This is a genomic window from Chamaesiphon sp. VAR_48_metabat_135_sub (assembly GCF_031418915.1).
Lineage (GTDB): Bacteria > Cyanobacteriota > Cyanobacteriia > Cyanobacteriales > Chamaesiphonaceae > Chamaesiphon.
In genome coordinates this window covers 23,389-41,236 of the sequence record NZ_JANOJV010000054.1, presented here as the reverse complement: position 1 = coordinate 41,236, position 17,848 = coordinate 23,389, and the positions used below count along the sequence as shown (strand labels likewise).

Here is a 17,848-nt window from a genome sequence, read left to right as displayed (position 1 = left end):
GGAAGCAAATGGAACGACCAACCGCAATTAATATCAATCTCTCAACCTCTGGTAGTCGGCTAGGCGGTGCGGCGATCGCTGCGGGATTTAATTGTCGTTACATGGCAGAATCTTTTCCAGTAGAGTTGTGGAGAATGTGGGATAAAGACGAAGAGTTTTATCTAGACAAGCTGAAAGTAACTAACTTTACGAGTAGAACAAGTTTTGATTTTCTCGGTAGCTTATCGCCGAAGCGACTGAGAGCATTGTACTTGGATAGTGATATTTTAAGTCGAGTCATGTTGGAGCGTCCTAAAATTATTCACCTTCACAATCCTATTCCAAGTTTTGCCTTTGAAACGATTGCCGTTCGAGCAGCCAAAGCGGGAATTAAAGTAGTTGCTTCAACGCATGGCTTTTATGAAATGATGTATCCAAATTATGGATTGAAGCCATACGAACGGTTTTTGTGGAAACAAACTGTGACTAAGCCAGTTACCCGATCTTTACAATACATGGATGCAATTTTTTCTCTTTATCCTGAGGAGAAGAAAATGTTGATGGATATTGGGGTTTCAGAAGAGAAAATTCACCTAACTCCAAACGGTGTCAATCCATTTTTTCTTACGCCTTCAACAGCAGCAGAAGAAAAAGAAGTAGTAAAAAAATTTAATTTGTCACTCGACAATCCTATTCTATTTTTTATTGGTAATCACACTGTTAATAAAGGACTAGCAACAGTGCTAGAGACAGCCAGTAAGCTATCTCGTCCTGCCACATTTGTAATTGGCGGAAGACTATTAACACCAGAAGAACCCCAGCAATGGCAAGAAAAATTCGCACATAATAAGTTAGTAAATATCGTATTTACAGATTATCTGACCACGATCGAACAGAGAGCTTTATATCGATTGGCTGATGTGTTACTGTTTCCGAGTTTAGCGGATACTCTGCCCTTAACCATCATCGAAGCAATGACTACCCATCTACCAGTAATTGCCTATGATGTTGGGGGGATATCTTACCAACTCCAAGATGGTTGTGGAATGCTAGTTGAATCTGGAGATTTCACGGGTTTTTTAACTGCTGTCGAACTAGCAATATCCGATCCAAAACTGCGAACTGAAATTGCTAGAAAAGCAAAGCTTAGGCAAGAATCAATCTTTTCATGGGAAAAAACATCGCAAATAACAATCGACATCTACAAGCAAATAATTAATCAAAAATGAGACATCACCATTCAACCTAACGATTGCCAATTCAAAACTATGAATAATCTAGTACTCGTCTCTCAAGTATTTCACCCAAATACTTGCGCCACCAGTAGTCTCCTGACAGAACTAGCTCTAAATCTTCAAGATAAAAACAATAGAATAACGGTAATCTGTGGTTTTCCGAATGGAGTAAAGAATCAGATCGTCGATCGCCATGAAAATTTTCATGGGATAGATATTTATCATTGTGGGATTAGAATCAACGCCAAGGCTGGACTATGCCAACGTCTAATTTCATACTTATTTTACTTAATTCACGCTAGTTGGAAGCTAATTTTCTTAAAAAGAAAAAGTACTATCATTGGTGTCACTAATCCGCCATTTTTGTCCATTATCCTGATGGTAGTGTCGATGATTACTGGTTGCACATATTATTTTATTATGCACGATGTATATCCCGAAGGCTTAGTTGCAGTGGGGAGACTCAAAGAACAATCTTCGATCGCTAAAATATGGCGTAAACTAAATAAATTTAGCTACAAGCGATCGAAGAAAGTCGTAGTCCTCGGGAGAGATATGCGAGATTTACTAGTAAAAAATTACGACCTCGATCTGAGCAAAATCGAATACATTCCCAACTGGAGTTTAACTACCGCAGCAGAACCAATCCCCTTTGAAAAAAACGATCTTGCCCGTGAGTTGGGTATCCAAAATAAATTTGTGGTGCAATACTCTGGCAACATGGGGCTATGGCATGATATCGACACATTTATTCGGGCCGCCGCTCGACTAAGAACTAATCCAGATATTCAATTTTTGTTTGTTGGCAACGGAATTCGCAAAAGAAAAGCGCATCAATTAGCCCAATCGCTGAAATTAACAAATATCATCTGGATGGACTTTGCCTCTAAAGAGCAACTTAGCACTAGTCTCACCTGCGCTCATGTAGCCTTAATTTCTCTCAATACTGGATTAGAAGGCATCGCTGTACCTTGTAAATTATATGGAATTTTGGGATCTGGAAGGGCAATTCTAGCTCAAGTTCCGGCAAAATCTGAAGTTGCTTATACAATTATGGAAGAAGAATGTGGATTTGTAATTCCGCCTGGTGATATAGATGGATTGGTAAGTAGAATTCAACAATTAGAAAGGGATCGAGATCTCACTGAAAAAATGGGGTTACATTCTTTTCATGCATATAAGTCTAAATACACGATTAAGAGTATTACTAAAAAGTTTCAGAAAATGCTGGAAATTGTAACGATCCAAGCAGATTTATAATTTCTAGATTTTAGCTACTTTTGACCGATTTACTTTGAAGTCGATTAGCTTATTTTTATCGGCTGCTTGGCGTAGAGATTAGCAATGTTATAATGTTAGAATAAAGATACTGCCAAACTTGAGAAAATTATATTTTCTGCGATTGATTTGTGAAGATACTGACAATTGGCAGATTGGCTAGGCCGATTCAGTGTCATTAGCAAACTAATATTTTCCAGAGGTTATTTTTATGAAAAACATTGTTAAACAAATTCTCCCACCGATATTGGTACCATCGTTAAAAGCATTAAAAAGATCTTTCAATAGTTTAAGCAATTCTGGTCTGTCATCTGCCACGGGTATCCACACAATAACCGATCAGGATTTAGATATTTATTGGAATCCCAAAATGGCAGAACTTCTTGAAACATGGGGCGAAGGAAGTGTCTGGTCTGAAATCCAGTTTCTCATGGCAAATTGTGAGGGACGGGTATTAGATATTGCTTGTGGTACGGGTAAAACGATGGAGATAGTTTCTAAATTTCCCAAGATCGAAGTTCATGGAATTGACATTTCCGATTTACTGATTAGTAAAGCAATAGAACGGGGTATTCCGATTACTCATCTTACTGTCGGTGATGCTGTTAGTACAAAATATCCTGATAATTTCTGTAATTATTCTTACTCGATCGGATCTTTAGAGCATTTTACAAATGAAGGGATTTTGCAATTTGTTGCTGAATCTTATCGAATTACCGAAACTGCATCTTTCCATATGCTCCCAGTTTCAAGAAGCGGCAAGGATGAAGGTTGGATGAAAACAGTACAAAGCTTTCACAATAATTCTGTAGACTGGTGGCTGGATAAATTTCATTTATCGTATCCAAATGTCTACGCGATCGATTCCGCTTGGAATGATGACATTTCTGTTGGAAAATGGTTTCTCTGCTATAAAGATGAAGCTAAAAATGAAGTTACAGTTGACTAAAAAAGATCTTTAACTGCAGATGACAAAGCAACATTGGCATCTGCAAGGCTACTGGTGGCATTTCTACTTAGGAACAGCTCCCTAACAATCTGCCCTTGGTGCTAAGTTGGCGCACCTCAAAAGTGTGCCAATCGGCAACATCCTCTTTGCTGGTGAGGCGACGATGACCACGATCCCAAGATGGAGAGGATCTAACGATTATCTCGGTAAGATCGAAGGATGAAGCCCAAAATCAAACCAATCTTGTTGCTACAATAAACAAGACTCAATAGTTTGTCGAAATCTACCAAACCTCCAAAAATCGTGGAATTCGATCGTCAGAGTTCGCTCCTTAAGAGACGGAGCGTAAGCTTCGAGCTAAAAAAGCCCATGCAGTGAATTTAATGACCGCTCGAAGCCTATTGATGCTAAAACTAGTAGTTTTTGGGTAGCAAAACTAATATTTATTGGCTGAAGAGCATGTACCCGTCGCTATTTTACTCAGCTATTTGTACTCAGAAACTTCAGATAATTAGCTGATGCCCATTAAGAATTTATCCTATACAGTCTTGAAGGTAGACATCAAGTTTACTTATAATCACGCGATCCATTAAGTTTTGTAAGATCCGCTCAAAGCAAAATAAAGAATATTCATGTTTGCCTACCTATTACCAGAAGTCAAGCTCCCGCTGGAGTTCTCCGAACGTAAATTACTACTTTCTATTGGCGATATCATTTTAATTGCCAGTGGGATTGTTGGGTCCTTTTGGTATTGGACCTATTTATCTCATCGGAATTTTAGCTGGGAGCTGGTAGGCCAACACTCATTGTGGATTATCGCCATGGGCATCGGCTGGATCGTCTGGATGTTTGTCAACGATCTATACGATCTGCAAATTGCGGTCAAACTCAGACGCACTCTCCAACGGATTGTCTGGGGTGGTGCTACAGTTAGCATGATCTACTCGATCTATTACTTTGTGACTGCATCAGCTCCGTTGAGTGAAGAATCCCTCTCGCTTAGATTTGCACCTGTGCTAGCGATCGTCGCTACCAGCTTGCTATTGTCAATCTGGAGGTCGATGTATGCGATTTTTCTCGGTGTCGCACATGCCAGCCAGCGGGCAATCGTCATCGGTGCTGGTGTGACAGGAGCGATTCTAGCGGAAGCATTAGAACAGCATCCTTACTATAAGGCGATCGGCTTCATTGATGACAATCCTCAACTTCATGGTAAAGTTTGCCAAAATATCCCAGTTCTAGGAGACCGTCACAATCTGCTCCAAGAGATCGATCGTTATGGTGTAGATGAGATTATCCTGGCAATTAGCAGACCGATCGATGAAGATTTACTGCAAATATTGGCTAATTTCCACGAGCGGGGGATTACGATTACCCCCATGCCCGTTCTGTATGAGAAATTGACGGGTAAAGTAGCTGTCGAGCATATTGGCAGTCAATGGTACTCAGCCCTTCCCCTCAACAAGAATCCGTTCGATACCTTTAATCGAATTGGGAAAAGGTGCTTGGATCTGATTTGTGGGATCATCATCGGCTCGATCTTTGCGGCAGTATTTCCCTTTGTGGCGATCGCGATTAAACTAAATAGTCCTGGGGCAGTTTTTTATAAGCAAGAACGGGTAGGGCAGTATGGAGCCAAATTTACTGTCTATAAGTTTCGATCGATGGTGCAAAATGCCGAGCGGAATGGGAAAGCACAGTGGGCTGTTAAGGGCGATGCACGGATTACCGCAGTTGGTAACTTTATCCGCAAAACTCGCTTAGATGAGTTACCCCAAGTTCTGAATGTCCTACGGGGTGAAATGAGTATGGTCGGTCCCCGTCCCGAACGCTACCAATTTATCAAAGAATTGCAACAGCAAATTCCTTTTTATCGGACGAGGCTGGCTGTTAAACCTGGACTCACTGGTTGGGCGCAAATCAACTATGGTTATGGTAGTACGACTAAAGACGCTCTAATTAAGCTCCAGTACGACCTCTATTATCTCAAGCATTGGTCGCCTTGGTTGGATCTCAAGATCCTGCTGCGAACATTTTCAGTAGTTTTAAAAATGCAAGGACAGTAGAAGTAACGATAAAACGATGGCATTATCTAGGGTAGGGGGAATTAATGAATTCCCCCTACCCTAAATTTATTTCAATCCCATCCCCATCACAAACTATGACTATACGATCGAAGACTAAATTTTTTCTCATTATTTTAGGTGCCATTGCGGCTGGATCGATCGTCATTCCGGTAGAAGCTAAACCAGCGGTTACTCATGTCAATACCATCGCTACCGACGGTAATATTTTCCAAGCTCTAGTATTAGGATTAGTGCAAGGAATTACTGAATTTCTCCCAATTAGTAGTACCGCTCATTTATTAGTAACGACGAAGGCGTTGGGTTGGCAACAGCTAGGTCAAAAAGATTATGCTGATGCTATTCAATTTGGCAGTGTTTTAGCTGTATTTATCTACTTTTGGAAGGATATTAGTAGTGTCGTTTCCGGTGGTGTTGCTGGAATTTTGCGAAAAGATTGGCAAGATCTGAATGTCAAAATATTAGCAGGGATTGTAGTTGGTACTTTACCAGCATTAATTCTCGGTTATTTAGGCAAAGATATTTTACCCGATAGCGCACCAATTATTGCTGTTATGTCGATTGTGATGGCAACTTTGCTATTTATTGCCGAACGTTTTAGTACTCATAAACGAGGATTTGATAGTTTAGAGATTAAAGATGGTTTGCTCGTTGGTTTAGCACAAGCGATCGCCTTAATTCCTGGTGCTTCTCGCTCTGGATCTACATTAACGGCTGGTTTGTTTCTCGGTTTAGATCGAGGTACCGCAGCTAGGTTTTCATTTTTAGTTGGCTTACCTGTACTAACAGTCGCCACTTTATTTAAAGCTTTGAAGATATTCAAGGGTAATGAATTACCAATTCCATTATTAGCAGTAGGGATGATTTCTACTTTTATTTTCTCGTATATCTCGATCGCGTTTCTACTCAACTATCTCAAAACAAAAGATACGATGGTGTTTGTTTGGTATCGCTATGCTTTTGGTGCTGTAATTCTCATCGCCTTAGCTGCTGGCTGGAAAGGATAAATATAATATTCAGGCGAATATATCCCCGAATGCTTCAATCAGTCGGGGATATCATCGGTCGAACTCTATTTAATAAAACCTAAATCGGTACCTTTACCAGCATGTACTAGAGCTAATTGCTCGTATTTTTGAGCGTGTAAAATTAACCCCTCAACCTCTGCCGCTTCGACATGTCGGAGACATTTTGCAGGTACCCCAACCATTAAAGAATGAGGTGGTACGTCCTTTGTTACCACACAACCCGCACCAATAATACTACCCCGACCCACCCGAACGCCATCCAAAACGATCGCGCCAATTCCAATCAGACAGCCTGTTTCAATATAGGCAGAATGAATGACTGCTCGATGTCCGACCGTGACATAACGCTCTAGAATCGTCGGCTGTCCAGGATCGCCATGAATAATCGCCCCATCCTGGATATTTGTGCAATTACCAATCTCGATTCGTTCGACATCACCCCGCACGACCGCACCATACCAAATACTCACTCCAGAAGCGATCGAGACTTGCCCGATCGCGATCGCATTAGCAGCCACAAATGCAGCCCGAGAGATATCCACAGGTGCCCAGAACGCTGGTAAATCTGGCTGGTAGAAGGATTGATTCATGGGTAAATACCACTTTTTTCAATAGACTACCACAGGTTCGATCGATTCTCCTTCGGAGAGGCTACGCCAACGAATATTTAGATCGCCCGAAATTTCTCAAACCCGTTTACCCATTGGCAGATCGCCAAATAATAATGATATCGCCAGATCGATCGCAAAAATACCCACACCAGAAATCACCACCGCTGCTGTTGCCGACTCCCCAACTTGCTTGACACCCCCATAAGTGGTCATTCCCCAACCACACCCAATTGTCCCAATCGCACCGCCAAAAAGTATCCCTTTGAACCCCAAACTAATTAAATCGGTGGTTGTTAAAAAGCTTCGCACCGAATCTAAAAATACCAGCGGTTGGACTTGATAAAATTGGGATGCTGCAAATATCCCGCCGACAATCCCGAATACCAAACCTAACACGATTAAAATTGGTACCATCGCACAACAGGCAAGGACTCGTGGCAAAATTAGATAATCGATCGGATCGGTTCTGAGCGTATAGAGTGCATCGATTTGCTCGGTAACTTTCATCGCCCCAATTTCTGCTGCAAATGCCGAACCAACCTGTCCCGCGACGACACTAGCCGTCAGGATTGGTGCTAGTTCCCGACAAAATGCCAGTGCAAACGCCCCTCCAACCGAATTGAGCGCGCCCAGTGACTCCAACTGTCTGGCGGTCTGAATCGTGAAAATCATCCCGCCCATCACATTTACCAATAATACTGGAATCATCGATGCTGGGCCAGTTTTGAACAAATGTTCGGAAATTTTTCGCCAGCAAGTCTTCCCCTGAATCAAATGCAGCCAAACTTGACCGATGAGCAGGATCGTAAAGCCAAATCGTCTATATCCATAAGGATGAGAGTTTGCGCCAGATGATGGAGCCATTTCGAGATATATGGGAGGAGAGCTACGAAGGAGTCCCTTAGTGTATAGAAGTTAACTAGGCGAGAATGTTTCATCGCCATCGATTGCGGATTTCCACCCAGGAAAACGCACTGATAGCCCTCTGTAAGCTATGCTAGAGTCAATACAAACACATTTTAATCTAGGTTACTTTTGAGGATTTAATATGGTTGACTCTGGCGATCGCAGTAGTAGTGGCAAACGGAAACTATTTTCTTTGCTGTGCCACGGCTCGATTTTTTTAGGTTCGCTGCTCTTTACCTCGGCAATTCCACTTGTGGTTTTGCTACTATTTGATGACCCCGTTATTAAAGAAACTGCAAAAGAAACACTCAATTATCACTTCAATATTTGGCTGTACGGGGCAATTTCACTGGGTTTAGGAACTTTTTTCACTGCTTTAATTATCACAATTCCACTAGCTTGGATAATTGGGGGCGCATTCACACTCTTTACGCTAGTGCCCCCAATTTTTGGGATTTTAGCAACTTTAAATAATCCTAACGAACCCTATCGTTATCCTTTTATTTGGAGATTGCTGTAGTCTTTAGTTCGATCGCCAGTGGTGTAGGGAAACTAAATGTTGCCTTACACCATTGTCTTGAGTAAATAACTTTGCTAGATATCTATTGACTCTGCGTAATATTTTTGTGAGGGTTTGCCGATTGCGAGCTATCGGCAAACATTCTGCCAGATCGTGACTTTAAATTGGATCGATAAGCAATTGTTATTCGGCAGCGTCTTCATCAGGCTGAGGATAAACAAAGCTGGTAGACCGTCCAGTCAGGACGGATTTACCCAATGAGAGTGCCTTTTTCGCTTGGATTGCGGCTTTGTTCACCCAAGTCGCACGGCGTTTGTCACGTTTGGATTTAGATGTTTTCTTCTTAGGAACTGCCATAGGAGTATATATATTTAGGCACAGCCTTCCTAGTATAACAGAGTATATGTATGTTTTGGGGTAAGATGTGAGATTAACCAAACCGAATCGGAATCTGTCGGTAATTTGGACAAATCCCACTGTAGATTTATAAGTGTTGTGCAGGGTTGCTGAAAGTGGCAATATCTCTAGTAGTAAGACAATTTGTTCGCGTAACATCCGATCGAGCAGAAATTGTCGTTAATTGTCATTCTAGTCGTATTATAGTTGCCTATTTTATCTCAGTCAAAATACTCAAAATCGCCGCACCCACTGTGCGATCGGAAAGTTGCTTGGCTAGAATTGGGGAATCGCAGGATGTAAGGTATTAATTGTTACATTAAAATTATCGCTACTACCAAGCAACAATCGAGCTGGTATTTTAAAATTCTATATAGCTAAAAATCTTGGCTGGTGTGACCCTATGGCAGACATAAATCATATATCCGTTGGCGCAGCCGATCCATTGGCAGATCGCGCTCTCGATCTTACGGCGGAAGAACTCGCACTAATTGGATATTTTGCCCAGGGTCAGAAGCATTCTATTGCTAACCAAAAGTTGAAGTTAGAATATACGGAAACCTCGATTCGGCTGAACGATAGAAATGGTAAATTAATCGGGATTAGTAAGCAAGTAAATGAGTGGCAACGGAAAGTTTTAATTAGCAATAATTCTGTTTATAGAGCCATCACAATTGAGATGTTAGCGAAATCAGGATTTATTACTAAGCAAAAATCATCGCACCCCGAATTTACCGAGCATCATTACTACAGAACGCCTAAAGGCTATAAATTAAATCATACTGAAGTGATAGAACTTTGGAAGATTTGGTGGCATAACAAGCGTTATCAGCTTAACGTTCCTACCCCCCCGATCGATGTCCTAATTTTTAGTAAAGGTAATTGGGCTTTAGTTCGAGATTTACAACCTAAGCACGACAACTTCGTGCTCCGAACGGATAAAAAAGAAATAACTATTGATTCTGAAGAATATATAGTTTGGCTCGATTTGGCACTGAACAATCGATCGGGTGAAAGCGATCTTACTGACAAACAATCTGAAATCAAACTCGTGATGGCAGATCGTCGATCTTCATTACCAAAACAGCAAATAGGATCTTCAAATCCATCGACGCAGTTAAACCCAAGTCTGAAATCAGCAGACAATGTATCAATTAAGAATATCGGATCGCAAGTGAAACCAATGACTCAGTTAGAATCAACAATCGATCGGCAATCGCTAGATAACATTAACCACAATAGTCTTCTGCACAGAGGCTATATTAATGAGTTGCCAGAATTGGAAGAAGAAATCGATCTGGAGGCTTATTTAAGTACTTTTAATACCGAAGATACCGAAGATGTCGATCGCATTGAAAGTATCTATCATATTAGCGAGTTACTCGGTAGCGATCGTATTTTAGATGATGTCACCCCACCACCACCCCCACGCAGACCTGTAAATTTGCCCTCACCAGCAACAGTTACACCTGATGCGCCAGCGACTCAACACGATCCAGATCCTGCTATATCGTCAGTTGTGACTCCAGCACAACTCTCAATTTTGCAACGACAAGAATTGCTCAAACTCAAAGCGATGAATGTGCTCGCTAAATATCTTAAAGAAGGAGATCGGATCGTTCGTACCGAAGTATTAAAAAATGCTCAAGGTCAAGAGATCGATCGCAAAGTAACCAAAATTCAACGTGGTTGTCCTAGTTGGGCGATCGAACAAATTGGGAAAGTTGAAAGTTGAAAGCGATCCCTCGTTACCAAATTTTAATGCTGAGTAAATCTCTCACTAGCCGAGAAATTGCGATCTCCGCCACTAAAAGCTCTCAGATTCCGTCAATTATCCAGCAGAAGCGGTAAAGTTGAGATATCTGAGGAGATAGGTTTATTTCATGATTGGTCAGTTATTAGCGGGACACTATCGCGTACTCCAAGTTTTGGGTGTCGGGGGATTTGGGCAAACCTATATCACCGAAGACTTGCATTTGCCAGGAAATCCCAAATGCGTGCTCAAACATCTCAAACCAGCTAGTGCGGATCGATCGTTACTAGACATAGCGCGAAAATTCTTTGAGAAAGAAGCGATCGTGCTGCAACAATTGGGGAATCACGATCGAATCCCCCGTTTACTTGCTTACTTTGAAGAACAACAGGAATTTTATTTAGTTCAGGAGTATATCGCCGGACATCCTCTGTCTAGCGAGTTGAAAAGTGGTCATAAGTGGAGCGAACCGCAGGTTATCGAACTGCTCCAAGAGATTTTAGACATTTTAGTCTTTATCCATAGTCAGGGGGTAATTCATCGCGATATCAAACCTGATAATATTATGCGCCGCGCGAGCGATCGGCGATTGATTTTGATTGACTTTGGGGCGATCAAACAAGTCCGCAACCAGCAAATGCTGCACGGACAACAGACGATGACGGTGGCGATCGGCACTCCAGGCTATATGCCGATCGAGCAAGCCTCAGGCAATCCTCGTGCGAGTAGCGATCTCTATGCCTTGGGGACGATCGGCATTCAAGCTTTGACTGGAGTCAATCCTTACGAGCTACCTAGCGACGATCGAACTGGCGAACTCAAATGGGAACATCTCACCGTCGCTAATCCCCAGCTAATTGCCATTCTCCAGCGAATGACCCGCTATCACTTCAAAGATCGTTATCTGACGGCGACAGAAGCTTTGCACGCCGTTAGAGGGCTACTTGGGAGCAATTTTACCCCAGATTCTACCTACGTTCAAACAGTTCAACCGGTAACGCAGCCAAAACGACATAGTATCGATTCACAAGCAACAGTTGTAGCTCCGAGATCGGGTTATACCACTCCTCCAGTATCGCCATCTACATTACCGAGACAACCCACTCGCAGTTTTTTTCCGCTCGCAGCGGGGATGGTCTCGATTGTCGCCGCAGTCGGAAGTTTCGCCTGGTTTAGCGGAAGGTTATTGAATCAGCGCAATTTTGACACAGATCTTCAATCCGATCTGTGTCGGATCGCGACACCAACCGATTTACCTGCAACGAGAGTACGATCTCAACCCCAACGGGATGCCAAAATCCAGGCTAATTTACCGAGAGGAACTAAGGTTGTTTATCTGGAGGAAAAAGATGCTTTTATCCAAATCCAGATGGTCGATCGATCGACTGGGTGGGTTTACAATAATCAAATTACTGGCTGCAATGTCCCATTAGCGACACCAAAACCAAAACCGATTCCCACTCAATCGATTGAAAGTCCCAAACCCATTCCAGTAGCTCCGCCGAGGGTTAATCGCAAACCGATAGCTTCACCCGTCGTTCCCGAACCAATTCCCTCGGATACACCAACACCATCTCCATCGCCCACACCAACGCCATCGCCATCTCCATCGCCAATTGAAATTGAGGTACCCTCGCCCTCACCTTCAGTTACACCCACTCCCAGTATATATCCAGGTCGATCGAGACCAACTCCATCCCCATCAATCCCGATCCCATCACCATCGCCATCAGCGGAACAATCGCCAGCAGTTATCGACCAAAATCTGAATAAATCGGGAGTGAATAAATTACCTGAAGATAAGATTACGTCTCAGATCGATTCTCTGGAGAAGGAAACAGGCTTTCTTGAGAAGAAAATACAGGAAAAAGTTCGGGAAGTAGACTCACATCTTGTACCAGATGCAGAATCCCTAGCAAAGTAGGTGGGAATGGACCTAACATTATAGAGTGTCGTAAAAGAATGTGAATCACTGCCGATTGCGTCATCACTATTGAGATCAGATTGTTCGATCGATCTTTGTGCTAAACCATTAGTAAGCACACTCTCAATCTCTTCGTGCGATCGTTAACTTATCCGTGCCATCTTCCTGGTAAATTCTCGATTGCTACTTTTGTCGATCGCCTGTTACGATCTTACAGTATCTACCTCGCAGTATGGAGTAAAAATAATGTCCAAAATTATTTTGACGATAATTCGAGCGGTAATCAATCGATTTGGCATCAATATTGTGCGCTACCAGAAGACAAATTATCCTACTGATTTGAACGGTACAAATCTGGAAATATGTAAGGCTGTAGAACCTTATACAATGACAAGTCCAGAAAGAATTAATGCGCTAGTTGATGCAGTTAATTATGTTGTGACAAATAAAATAGATGGAGCAATGGTAGAGTGTGGGGTATGGAAGGGTGGCTCGACAATGGCAATAGCGATCGCACTGAAGCTGTCTAGCGATGAAAACAGAGATTTGTATTTGTACGATACTTTTGCGGGCATGAGTGCTCCTAGCGATGCCGATATTTCCATCGACGGCGATAAAGCTCAAGCAGAATTTGACAAGACAAAAATTTCTCAAGATTCATCAACTTGGTGTCTATCTAATTTAGATGAAGTCAAACAAAATGTGTCTGGTACTGGCTATCGCCAGGATAAAATTCACTTTATCGAAGGAAAGGTAGAAGACACGATTCCGGCAAATATGCCTGAAAAGATTGCCCTACTCCGGCTCGACACTGATTGGTACGAATCAACCAAGCATGAATTAACTCATTTATTTCCACTCCTACAGCCAAAAGCTGTGTTAATTATTGATGATTATGGCTATTGGGAGGGAGCGAAAAAAGCGGTGGATGAGTATATTGCAGAAAAGAATATTTGTATCCTACTAAATCGGATTGATAATACTGGTCGGATTGCGATCGTCACAGCTTAAACGGTTGCCTCTAAAAAACTGTGAGAAAAGAAACGTTGTCAATGTTTCTTTTCTCGATCGATTTATTCCCCAGTCACAGACAATCCTTCTACCCAAATGCGCGGACATACGCCACCATTTGTTAACTCTTCTTTTGGTTCGATATGCACGATCGAATTCAATAATTCGCGGAAATCTCCAGCAACGGTAGCTGACTCTACACTAGTCTTGACACCTTGATTAACCACCCACCCATCAAAAGGCAAGGAGAACGAACCTTGTAACGATTGTACGCCGGCATGGAGGGCTTGAAGGTCATCAATGAGGATGACATTTTCAGCGGTGTCAAGATTATATTTATCATCTACTTTCTCACCTCCAGACACATGATAGAAGTGGGGCGAAACAGTAATTTTCGATCCCATATTCGCATGTCCTGTTGGTTTAGTATTCATCCGTTTGGCAGTTCCAGCACTGTGGATGAAGGATGATAAAATCCCTTTATCAATCAGATCGATTCGACGAGTGGGAGTTCCTTCCCCATCAAAAGTTTCGATGCCGATATTGCTCGGATGCAGTGCATCGTCGGCGACGGATAATAGTGGCGAAGCAATTTGGGTACCCAAAGATTCTGGGGTGGATAAGCTTTGATTATCGAGAATACTTTGGGCGTTAAATAGATTGGAGAATGCACCGAGCAAACTTAAGAAAGCATCAGGCGAAAAGACGATCGTATATTTACCTGAAGCCACTTTCTCATAGTTGAGATGACTGATAGTTTTTTCCGCTGCTTCATCGATACATTTTTGGACATCTAATTTAGCAAAGCTATGGCTGATTTCAAAAGCTCCCGCACTACGAGGCTTTTTCCCTTCTTGTTCAGTTTTGGTATAGAGATAGAGCGATGTAAAAGAATGTGAATCACTCCGAATTGCACCGTCGCTATTAAGATAAAATTGATTCATCGATCGTTGTGATAACCCATTATAAGGCACACTCTCGATCGCTTGATGAGCATCTAATAATTTTCGTTCGGCATTTACCAAGCTCTCAATTAATTGGGGTACTGTCGCCGCTTCACCCACTTCGATTTTAACATCGGCAATCGGTGCAGTAGCTTCAGGACTAAAATCGGGTGCATGTTCTTTGATGCCAAAGAAACTCGCTTCATAAGCACTTTTCAATGCAAGTTCTAATCCAACATCATCAACATCAGTGGTGCTGGTAATTCCGACGGTATTCTGATCATTCCAGACTCTGACTGTAATTCCAGAACGATTAGAAGCCTTAACTTGTTTTTGTTCGCCTTTATCAACTTGCACGCTAGTTTCATCAACGGTGGAACCGGATAAATCGAATTTGGAGATACCTAATTTAGTAGCAATTTGACGAGCTGAATTTGAGACGGTTTGAATGTTTAATGACATAGGTAATTAATTGATAATTAATAATTCAATACACTGTAGGGGCGGGTTTATAAAATTACCTAAAACATAGCTATAAATTTAATTTGAACCCGCCCTCCCCCACTAGCAGGGAATGATTATTAAATGCGTAGGTTGATTTACCCCCCCAACCCCCCTTATAAAGGGGGGGGCTTTACGCTCACCCCAAAGGGGTGACTTTCCGGCGCCCTCTCCTTTATAAGGGGAGGGCTGGGGTGGGGTAGAGATCTACGCAGCAAATCAGCCGATTGTCGAGATCCTAACGTCCCCCAACAGTAATCGAATCAACCTTAATATGCGGCTGTCCAACAGTTACATAAACACTGCCACTGACCGAGCCACAAAAACCCGCAGCTAACCCTAAATCTTCCGAACACATCGAAATTTTAGTCATGATTTCCTTGGCTTCACCAATTAAAGTCGCTCCCTTAAGCGGTTTGGTAACTTTGCCATTTTCAATCAAATAAGCTTCATCCACCGAGAAGTTAAATTGCCCAGTCGCACCAACGCTACCACCACCCATTTTCTTGCAATAGATGCCCTTCTCGATCGAGCCAAATAACTCCTCAACTTTATGCTCGCCTGGAGCAATATAAGTATTCCGCATCCGACTCGCCGCCGCATACGCATAACCATTGCGTCGCCCACTTCCCGTGCGGGGATGTCCAGTGCGGATCGATCCGGCTCGATCGGCGATAAAATTCTTGAGGATACCATTTTCGATCAATAATGTACGCTGGGCGGGCATTCCCTCATCGTCCATATCAATCGTCCCGAAAGCATTACCAGACAAACCTTCATCCCAAGCTGTCAAACTTTCATGGGCGATTTTTTGCCCCTTCATCTCCGCAAACGGAGTGGTATTCTTCTCGATTTGGGTAGTTTCGAGTAAATGTCCACAAGCCTCGTGGAAAATTACCCCACCAAACTTATTAGCCATAATAATCGGATAAGTCCCCGATTCCACATAGTCAGCATAAAGCATCTTACCCGCCGAGTCCGACACATCCTCAGCCGTCGCCCCATAATCCCAGCTAGTCAAAAATCCTGGATTACTAGTATCGCCAACTCGTTGACCGATCGACGATCGATTCGCCCCATCAGCGCATAATAAGTTATAACCTACCGATTGTGTCAGTCGAATATCCCGCGCAAATGTCCCATCACTAGATGCCACCAAAACTTCTTGCCAATCGCGGAAATAAGCCGCCCGACGGGATTGAATATGCGTCGCCGTCTGTTTTAGCTTCCCATTCGCCGCCAACAGCACGTCAGCCATCTCCCGCATCGAGCTACATTCACTCAACCAGCTATCCTTTCCCTTCCGCGTCGCATAATCCCGCAACAATTCCAGATTGATTTCCGGTACATAAGAATTCGGCGCAGGTAAATGCAATGCCATGATTCCCAATGCCTTCTCTAAAGCAGCTTTCAGCCCTGTAAAGGATAGGTCATTTGTGCTGACATAGCAATCAGCTTTACCTTTAAATACTCGTACACCCGCACCTGTAGACAGCTTTGGCGCAATGCTAGTAATTTGGTCATCCTCAGCCAAACAGCTAATATAATTCGATCGTTCTAAGAAAAACTCCACAAAATCTGCACCCGCAGCTCTACCCAAGCCCAACAGCGTTGCTAAAGGAGCTTCCCAGGTTTCATCAAACCGATGGGTAGTAGACGAATAACTCAGATTCGGTAGTTGCTTGGATAAGAGGAAGGTTTTGGGATCGATCGAAATAGTCATATACGCTGCTCCAAGGATGCTTAACGTATTGTAACAAACATCAACAGGTATGGGGGATAAAATCCCCTCCTCGGAGCGGCTTGCGCACGCCCTGGTTCCCCGACGGTTTAGCGGCGTTTTTATTCGGGGGGAACCCCCGAATAAAAAAACGACAAGACAGCAAGACAAGACAGGGGTGCCCAAAGGGCGGGGTGGGTAGATCCCCGCATCCCTCAACCAACCCAACGCTCCTGTAAACATCCATAACAATTCATATCGATTGATTGAGAAAATGAGAATTGTGAAACGAAAGATCTATGCTGAAATTAATAGCAATAGTTTTGGTAACAACCTATGGACAAGCAGAGATATCGCATGAACTGCACCCTGACCTTTAGTGATATCTACGGGCAGATTGTAATATGGTTAATGGTAATTTTTCTCAGCCTTGCGTCTGCCTTATCTCTGTGGAGTACCACCCGCCAAATTTACGCCCTAGCAACAGTAGGATTAATCTTAGTTTTATCCTTACCCTTCCTCCTATTCGCCTTCGTTACTACCCTACTCAATCACATTGAGTTTGTCCCCCTCGAAGTCAACGAAACGACTAGTAGCAGTACCAATAAGCACAAAGTCCACAAAGTCGAACCTGCAACAGTCTAGAGGCTAGATAATGCCTACGATTGTGTCTTGAAAAGGTGCTCTACTTGGGCTTCACCTTTGGACGGGGAACCCGTCCAAAAAGGTGAGACAGCGGCGTTTTTATGTCTAGGGTTCCCCCCGAATAAGAAAACGACAAGACAAGACAGGGGAAACCCCAAGACCGCACTTTTCCCAAATCGTGGCTAATGGTGCAAAGTCCGACTAAGCGGACTACATAGCTGTAGGGTGTGTTAGCGATAGTGTAACGCACCGTCCAAACTATAACGATATTGATATTAAGGGTAGGGGTAATTCATGAATTACCCCTACCCTTAGTACTTACGACTTTTGTTATAATAACAGGGCAGATGCGCAAGATTTGCCC

At 42.9% G+C, this 17,848-nt stretch carries 15 protein-coding genes; 10 read left to right on the top strand and 5 right to left on the bottom strand.

Going from position 1 to position 17,848, the window contains the following annotated elements; translation table 11 throughout:
* The first annotated feature begins 8 nt into the window (after positions 1-8).
* The 5 genes from RMO55_RS03850 (at position 9) to RMO55_RS03830 (ending at position 6,532) form a co-directional block, all read left to right on the top strand.
* The gene (locus RMO55_RS03850; RefSeq protein ID WP_310423784.1) at positions 9-1,208 is read left to right on the top strand and encodes a glycosyltransferase family 4 protein; all 1,200 of its coding nucleotides are present in this window, start codon (positions 9-11) and stop codon (positions 1,206-1,208) included.
* Between the two features lie 39 nt (positions 1,209-1,247).
* Positions 1,248-2,474, top strand: coding sequence for a glycosyltransferase family 4 protein (locus tag RMO55_RS03845; protein ID WP_310423781.1), 1,227 nt, complete (start codon positions 1,248-1,250; stop codon positions 2,472-2,474).
* Positions 2,475-2,703: 229 nt separating this feature from the next.
* Entirely contained in the window at positions 2,704-3,441 is a 738-nt protein-coding gene (locus RMO55_RS03840; RefSeq protein ID WP_310423778.1) for a class I SAM-dependent methyltransferase, read from the top strand.
* Positions 3,442-4,073: 632 nt separating this feature from the next.
* Positions 4,074-5,507, top strand: coding sequence for a sugar transferase (locus RMO55_RS03835; RefSeq protein WP_310423775.1), 1,434 nt, complete (start codon positions 4,074-4,076; stop codon positions 5,505-5,507).
* 95 nt (positions 5,508-5,602) lie between these two features.
* On the top strand, positions 5,603-6,532 hold the full coding sequence (locus RMO55_RS03830; RefSeq protein WP_310423772.1) for an undecaprenyl-diphosphate phosphatase: 930 nt from the start codon (positions 5,603-5,605) through the stop codon (positions 6,530-6,532).
* A gap of 65 nt (positions 6,533-6,597) precedes the next feature.
* On the opposite strand, the gene RMO55_RS03825 is transcribed toward RMO55_RS03830, so the two are convergent.
* Both RMO55_RS03825 and RMO55_RS03820 read right to left on the bottom strand, forming a co-directional pair.
* Positions 6,598-7,143, bottom strand: coding sequence for a gamma carbonic anhydrase family protein (locus RMO55_RS03825; protein ID WP_310423767.1), 546 nt, complete (start codon positions 7,141-7,143; stop codon positions 6,598-6,600).
* Between the two features lie 96 nt (positions 7,144-7,239).
* Positions 7,240-8,028 carry an MlaE family lipid ABC transporter permease subunit gene (locus RMO55_RS03820; protein WP_310423764.1) on the bottom strand — a complete coding sequence of 263 codons (789 nt, stop codon included), beginning with the start codon at positions 8,026-8,028 and terminating at the stop codon, positions 7,240-7,242.
* Positions 8,029-8,212: 184 nt separating this feature from the next.
* On the opposite strand from RMO55_RS03820, the gene RMO55_RS03815 reads away from it, so the two are divergent.
* Positions 8,213-8,590: a DUF4870 domain-containing protein gene (locus RMO55_RS03815; protein WP_310423761.1), complete on the top strand. Its 378-nt coding sequence runs from the start codon at positions 8,213-8,215 to the stop codon at positions 8,588-8,590.
* Between the two features lie 183 nt (positions 8,591-8,773).
* Here RMO55_RS03815 and rpmF read toward each other — a convergent pair whose 3' ends face one another.
* Positions 8,774-8,947, bottom strand: coding sequence for a 50S ribosomal protein L32 (gene rpmF / locus RMO55_RS03810; protein ID WP_310423757.1), 174 nt, complete (start codon positions 8,945-8,947; stop codon positions 8,774-8,776).
* Between the two features lie 442 nt (positions 8,948-9,389).
* Here rpmF and RMO55_RS03805 point away from each other — a divergent pair, with 442 nt between their 5' ends.
* From RMO55_RS03805 to RMO55_RS03795, 3 genes are all read left to right on the top strand, one after another.
* Positions 9,390-10,721 (top strand): hypothetical protein, encoded by a 1,332-nt coding sequence (locus RMO55_RS03805; protein ID WP_310423755.1) that lies wholly within the window; start codon positions 9,390-9,392, stop codon positions 10,719-10,721.
* A gap of 148 nt (positions 10,722-10,869) precedes the next feature.
* A complete protein-coding gene (locus RMO55_RS03800; RefSeq protein WP_310423752.1) occupies positions 10,870-12,663 on the top strand; it encodes a serine/threonine protein kinase in 1,794 nt (597 codons plus the stop codon).
* 246 nt (positions 12,664-12,909) lie between these two features.
* The gene (locus RMO55_RS03795) at positions 12,910-13,674 is read left to right on the top strand and encodes a TylF/MycF/NovP-related O-methyltransferase (RefSeq protein ID WP_310423749.1); all 765 of its coding nucleotides are present in this window, start codon (positions 12,910-12,912) and stop codon (positions 13,672-13,674) included.
* A gap of 62 nt (positions 13,675-13,736) precedes the next feature.
* Here RMO55_RS03795 and RMO55_RS03790 read toward each other — a convergent pair whose 3' ends face one another.
* Both RMO55_RS03790 and RMO55_RS03785 read right to left on the bottom strand, forming a co-directional pair.
* Positions 13,737-15,080, bottom strand: a complete 1,344-nt coding sequence (locus RMO55_RS03790; RefSeq protein ID WP_310423746.1) for a TldD/PmbA family protein — start codon at positions 15,078-15,080, stop codon at positions 13,737-13,739.
* A 277-nt stretch (positions 15,081-15,357) separates the two neighbouring features.
* Positions 15,358-16,842 carry a TldD/PmbA family protein gene (locus RMO55_RS03785; protein WP_310423743.1) on the bottom strand — a complete coding sequence of 495 codons (1,485 nt, stop codon included), beginning with the start codon at positions 16,840-16,842 and terminating at the stop codon, positions 15,358-15,360.
* Between the two features lie 333 nt (positions 16,843-17,175).
* Between RMO55_RS03785 and RMO55_RS03780 the strand changes: the two genes are divergently transcribed.
* Positions 17,176-17,484, top strand: a complete 309-nt coding sequence (locus RMO55_RS03780; RefSeq protein WP_310423740.1) for a hypothetical protein — start codon at positions 17,176-17,178, stop codon at positions 17,482-17,484.
* Positions 17,485-17,848: the final 364 nt, after the last annotated feature.

Coding starts and splice junctions, on each gene's coding strand:
- RMO55_RS03850 (WP_310423784.1), top strand. CDS start 9: ATGGAACGACCAACCGCAATTAATATCAATCTCTCAACCTCTGGTAGT.
- RMO55_RS03845 (WP_310423781.1), top strand. CDS start 1,248: ATGAATAATCTAGTACTCGTCTCTCAAGTATTTCACCCAAATACTTGC.
- RMO55_RS03840 (WP_310423778.1), top strand. CDS start 2,704: ATGAAAAACATTGTTAAACAAATTCTCCCACCGATATTGGTACCATCG.
- RMO55_RS03835 (WP_310423775.1), top strand. CDS start 4,074: ATGTTTGCCTACCTATTACCAGAAGTCAAGCTCCCGCTGGAGTTCTCC.
- RMO55_RS03830 (WP_310423772.1), top strand. CDS start 5,603: ATGACTATACGATCGAAGACTAAATTTTTTCTCATTATTTTAGGTGCC.
- RMO55_RS03825 (WP_310423767.1), bottom strand. CDS start 7,143: ATGAATCAATCCTTCTACCAGCCAGATTTACCAGCGTTCTGGGCACCT.
- RMO55_RS03820 (WP_310423764.1), bottom strand. CDS start 8,028: ATGGCTCCATCATCTGGCGCAAACTCTCATCCTTATGGATATAGACGA.
- RMO55_RS03815 (WP_310423761.1), top strand. CDS start 8,213: ATGGTTGACTCTGGCGATCGCAGTAGTAGTGGCAAACGGAAACTATTT.
- rpmF (WP_310423757.1), bottom strand. CDS start 8,947: ATGGCAGTTCCTAAGAAGAAAACATCTAAATCCAAACGTGACAAACGC.
- RMO55_RS03805 (WP_310423755.1), top strand. CDS start 9,390: ATGGCAGACATAAATCATATATCCGTTGGCGCAGCCGATCCATTGGCA.
- RMO55_RS03800 (WP_310423752.1), top strand. CDS start 10,870: ATGATTGGTCAGTTATTAGCGGGACACTATCGCGTACTCCAAGTTTTG.
- RMO55_RS03795 (WP_310423749.1), top strand. CDS start 12,910: ATGTCCAAAATTATTTTGACGATAATTCGAGCGGTAATCAATCGATTT.
- RMO55_RS03790 (WP_310423746.1), bottom strand. CDS start 15,080: ATGTCATTAAACATTCAAACCGTCTCAAATTCAGCTCGTCAAATTGCT.
- RMO55_RS03785 (WP_310423743.1), bottom strand. CDS start 16,842: ATGACTATTTCGATCGATCCCAAAACCTTCCTCTTATCCAAGCAACTA.
- RMO55_RS03780 (WP_310423740.1), top strand. CDS start 17,176: ATGGACAAGCAGAGATATCGCATGAACTGCACCCTGACCTTTAGTGAT.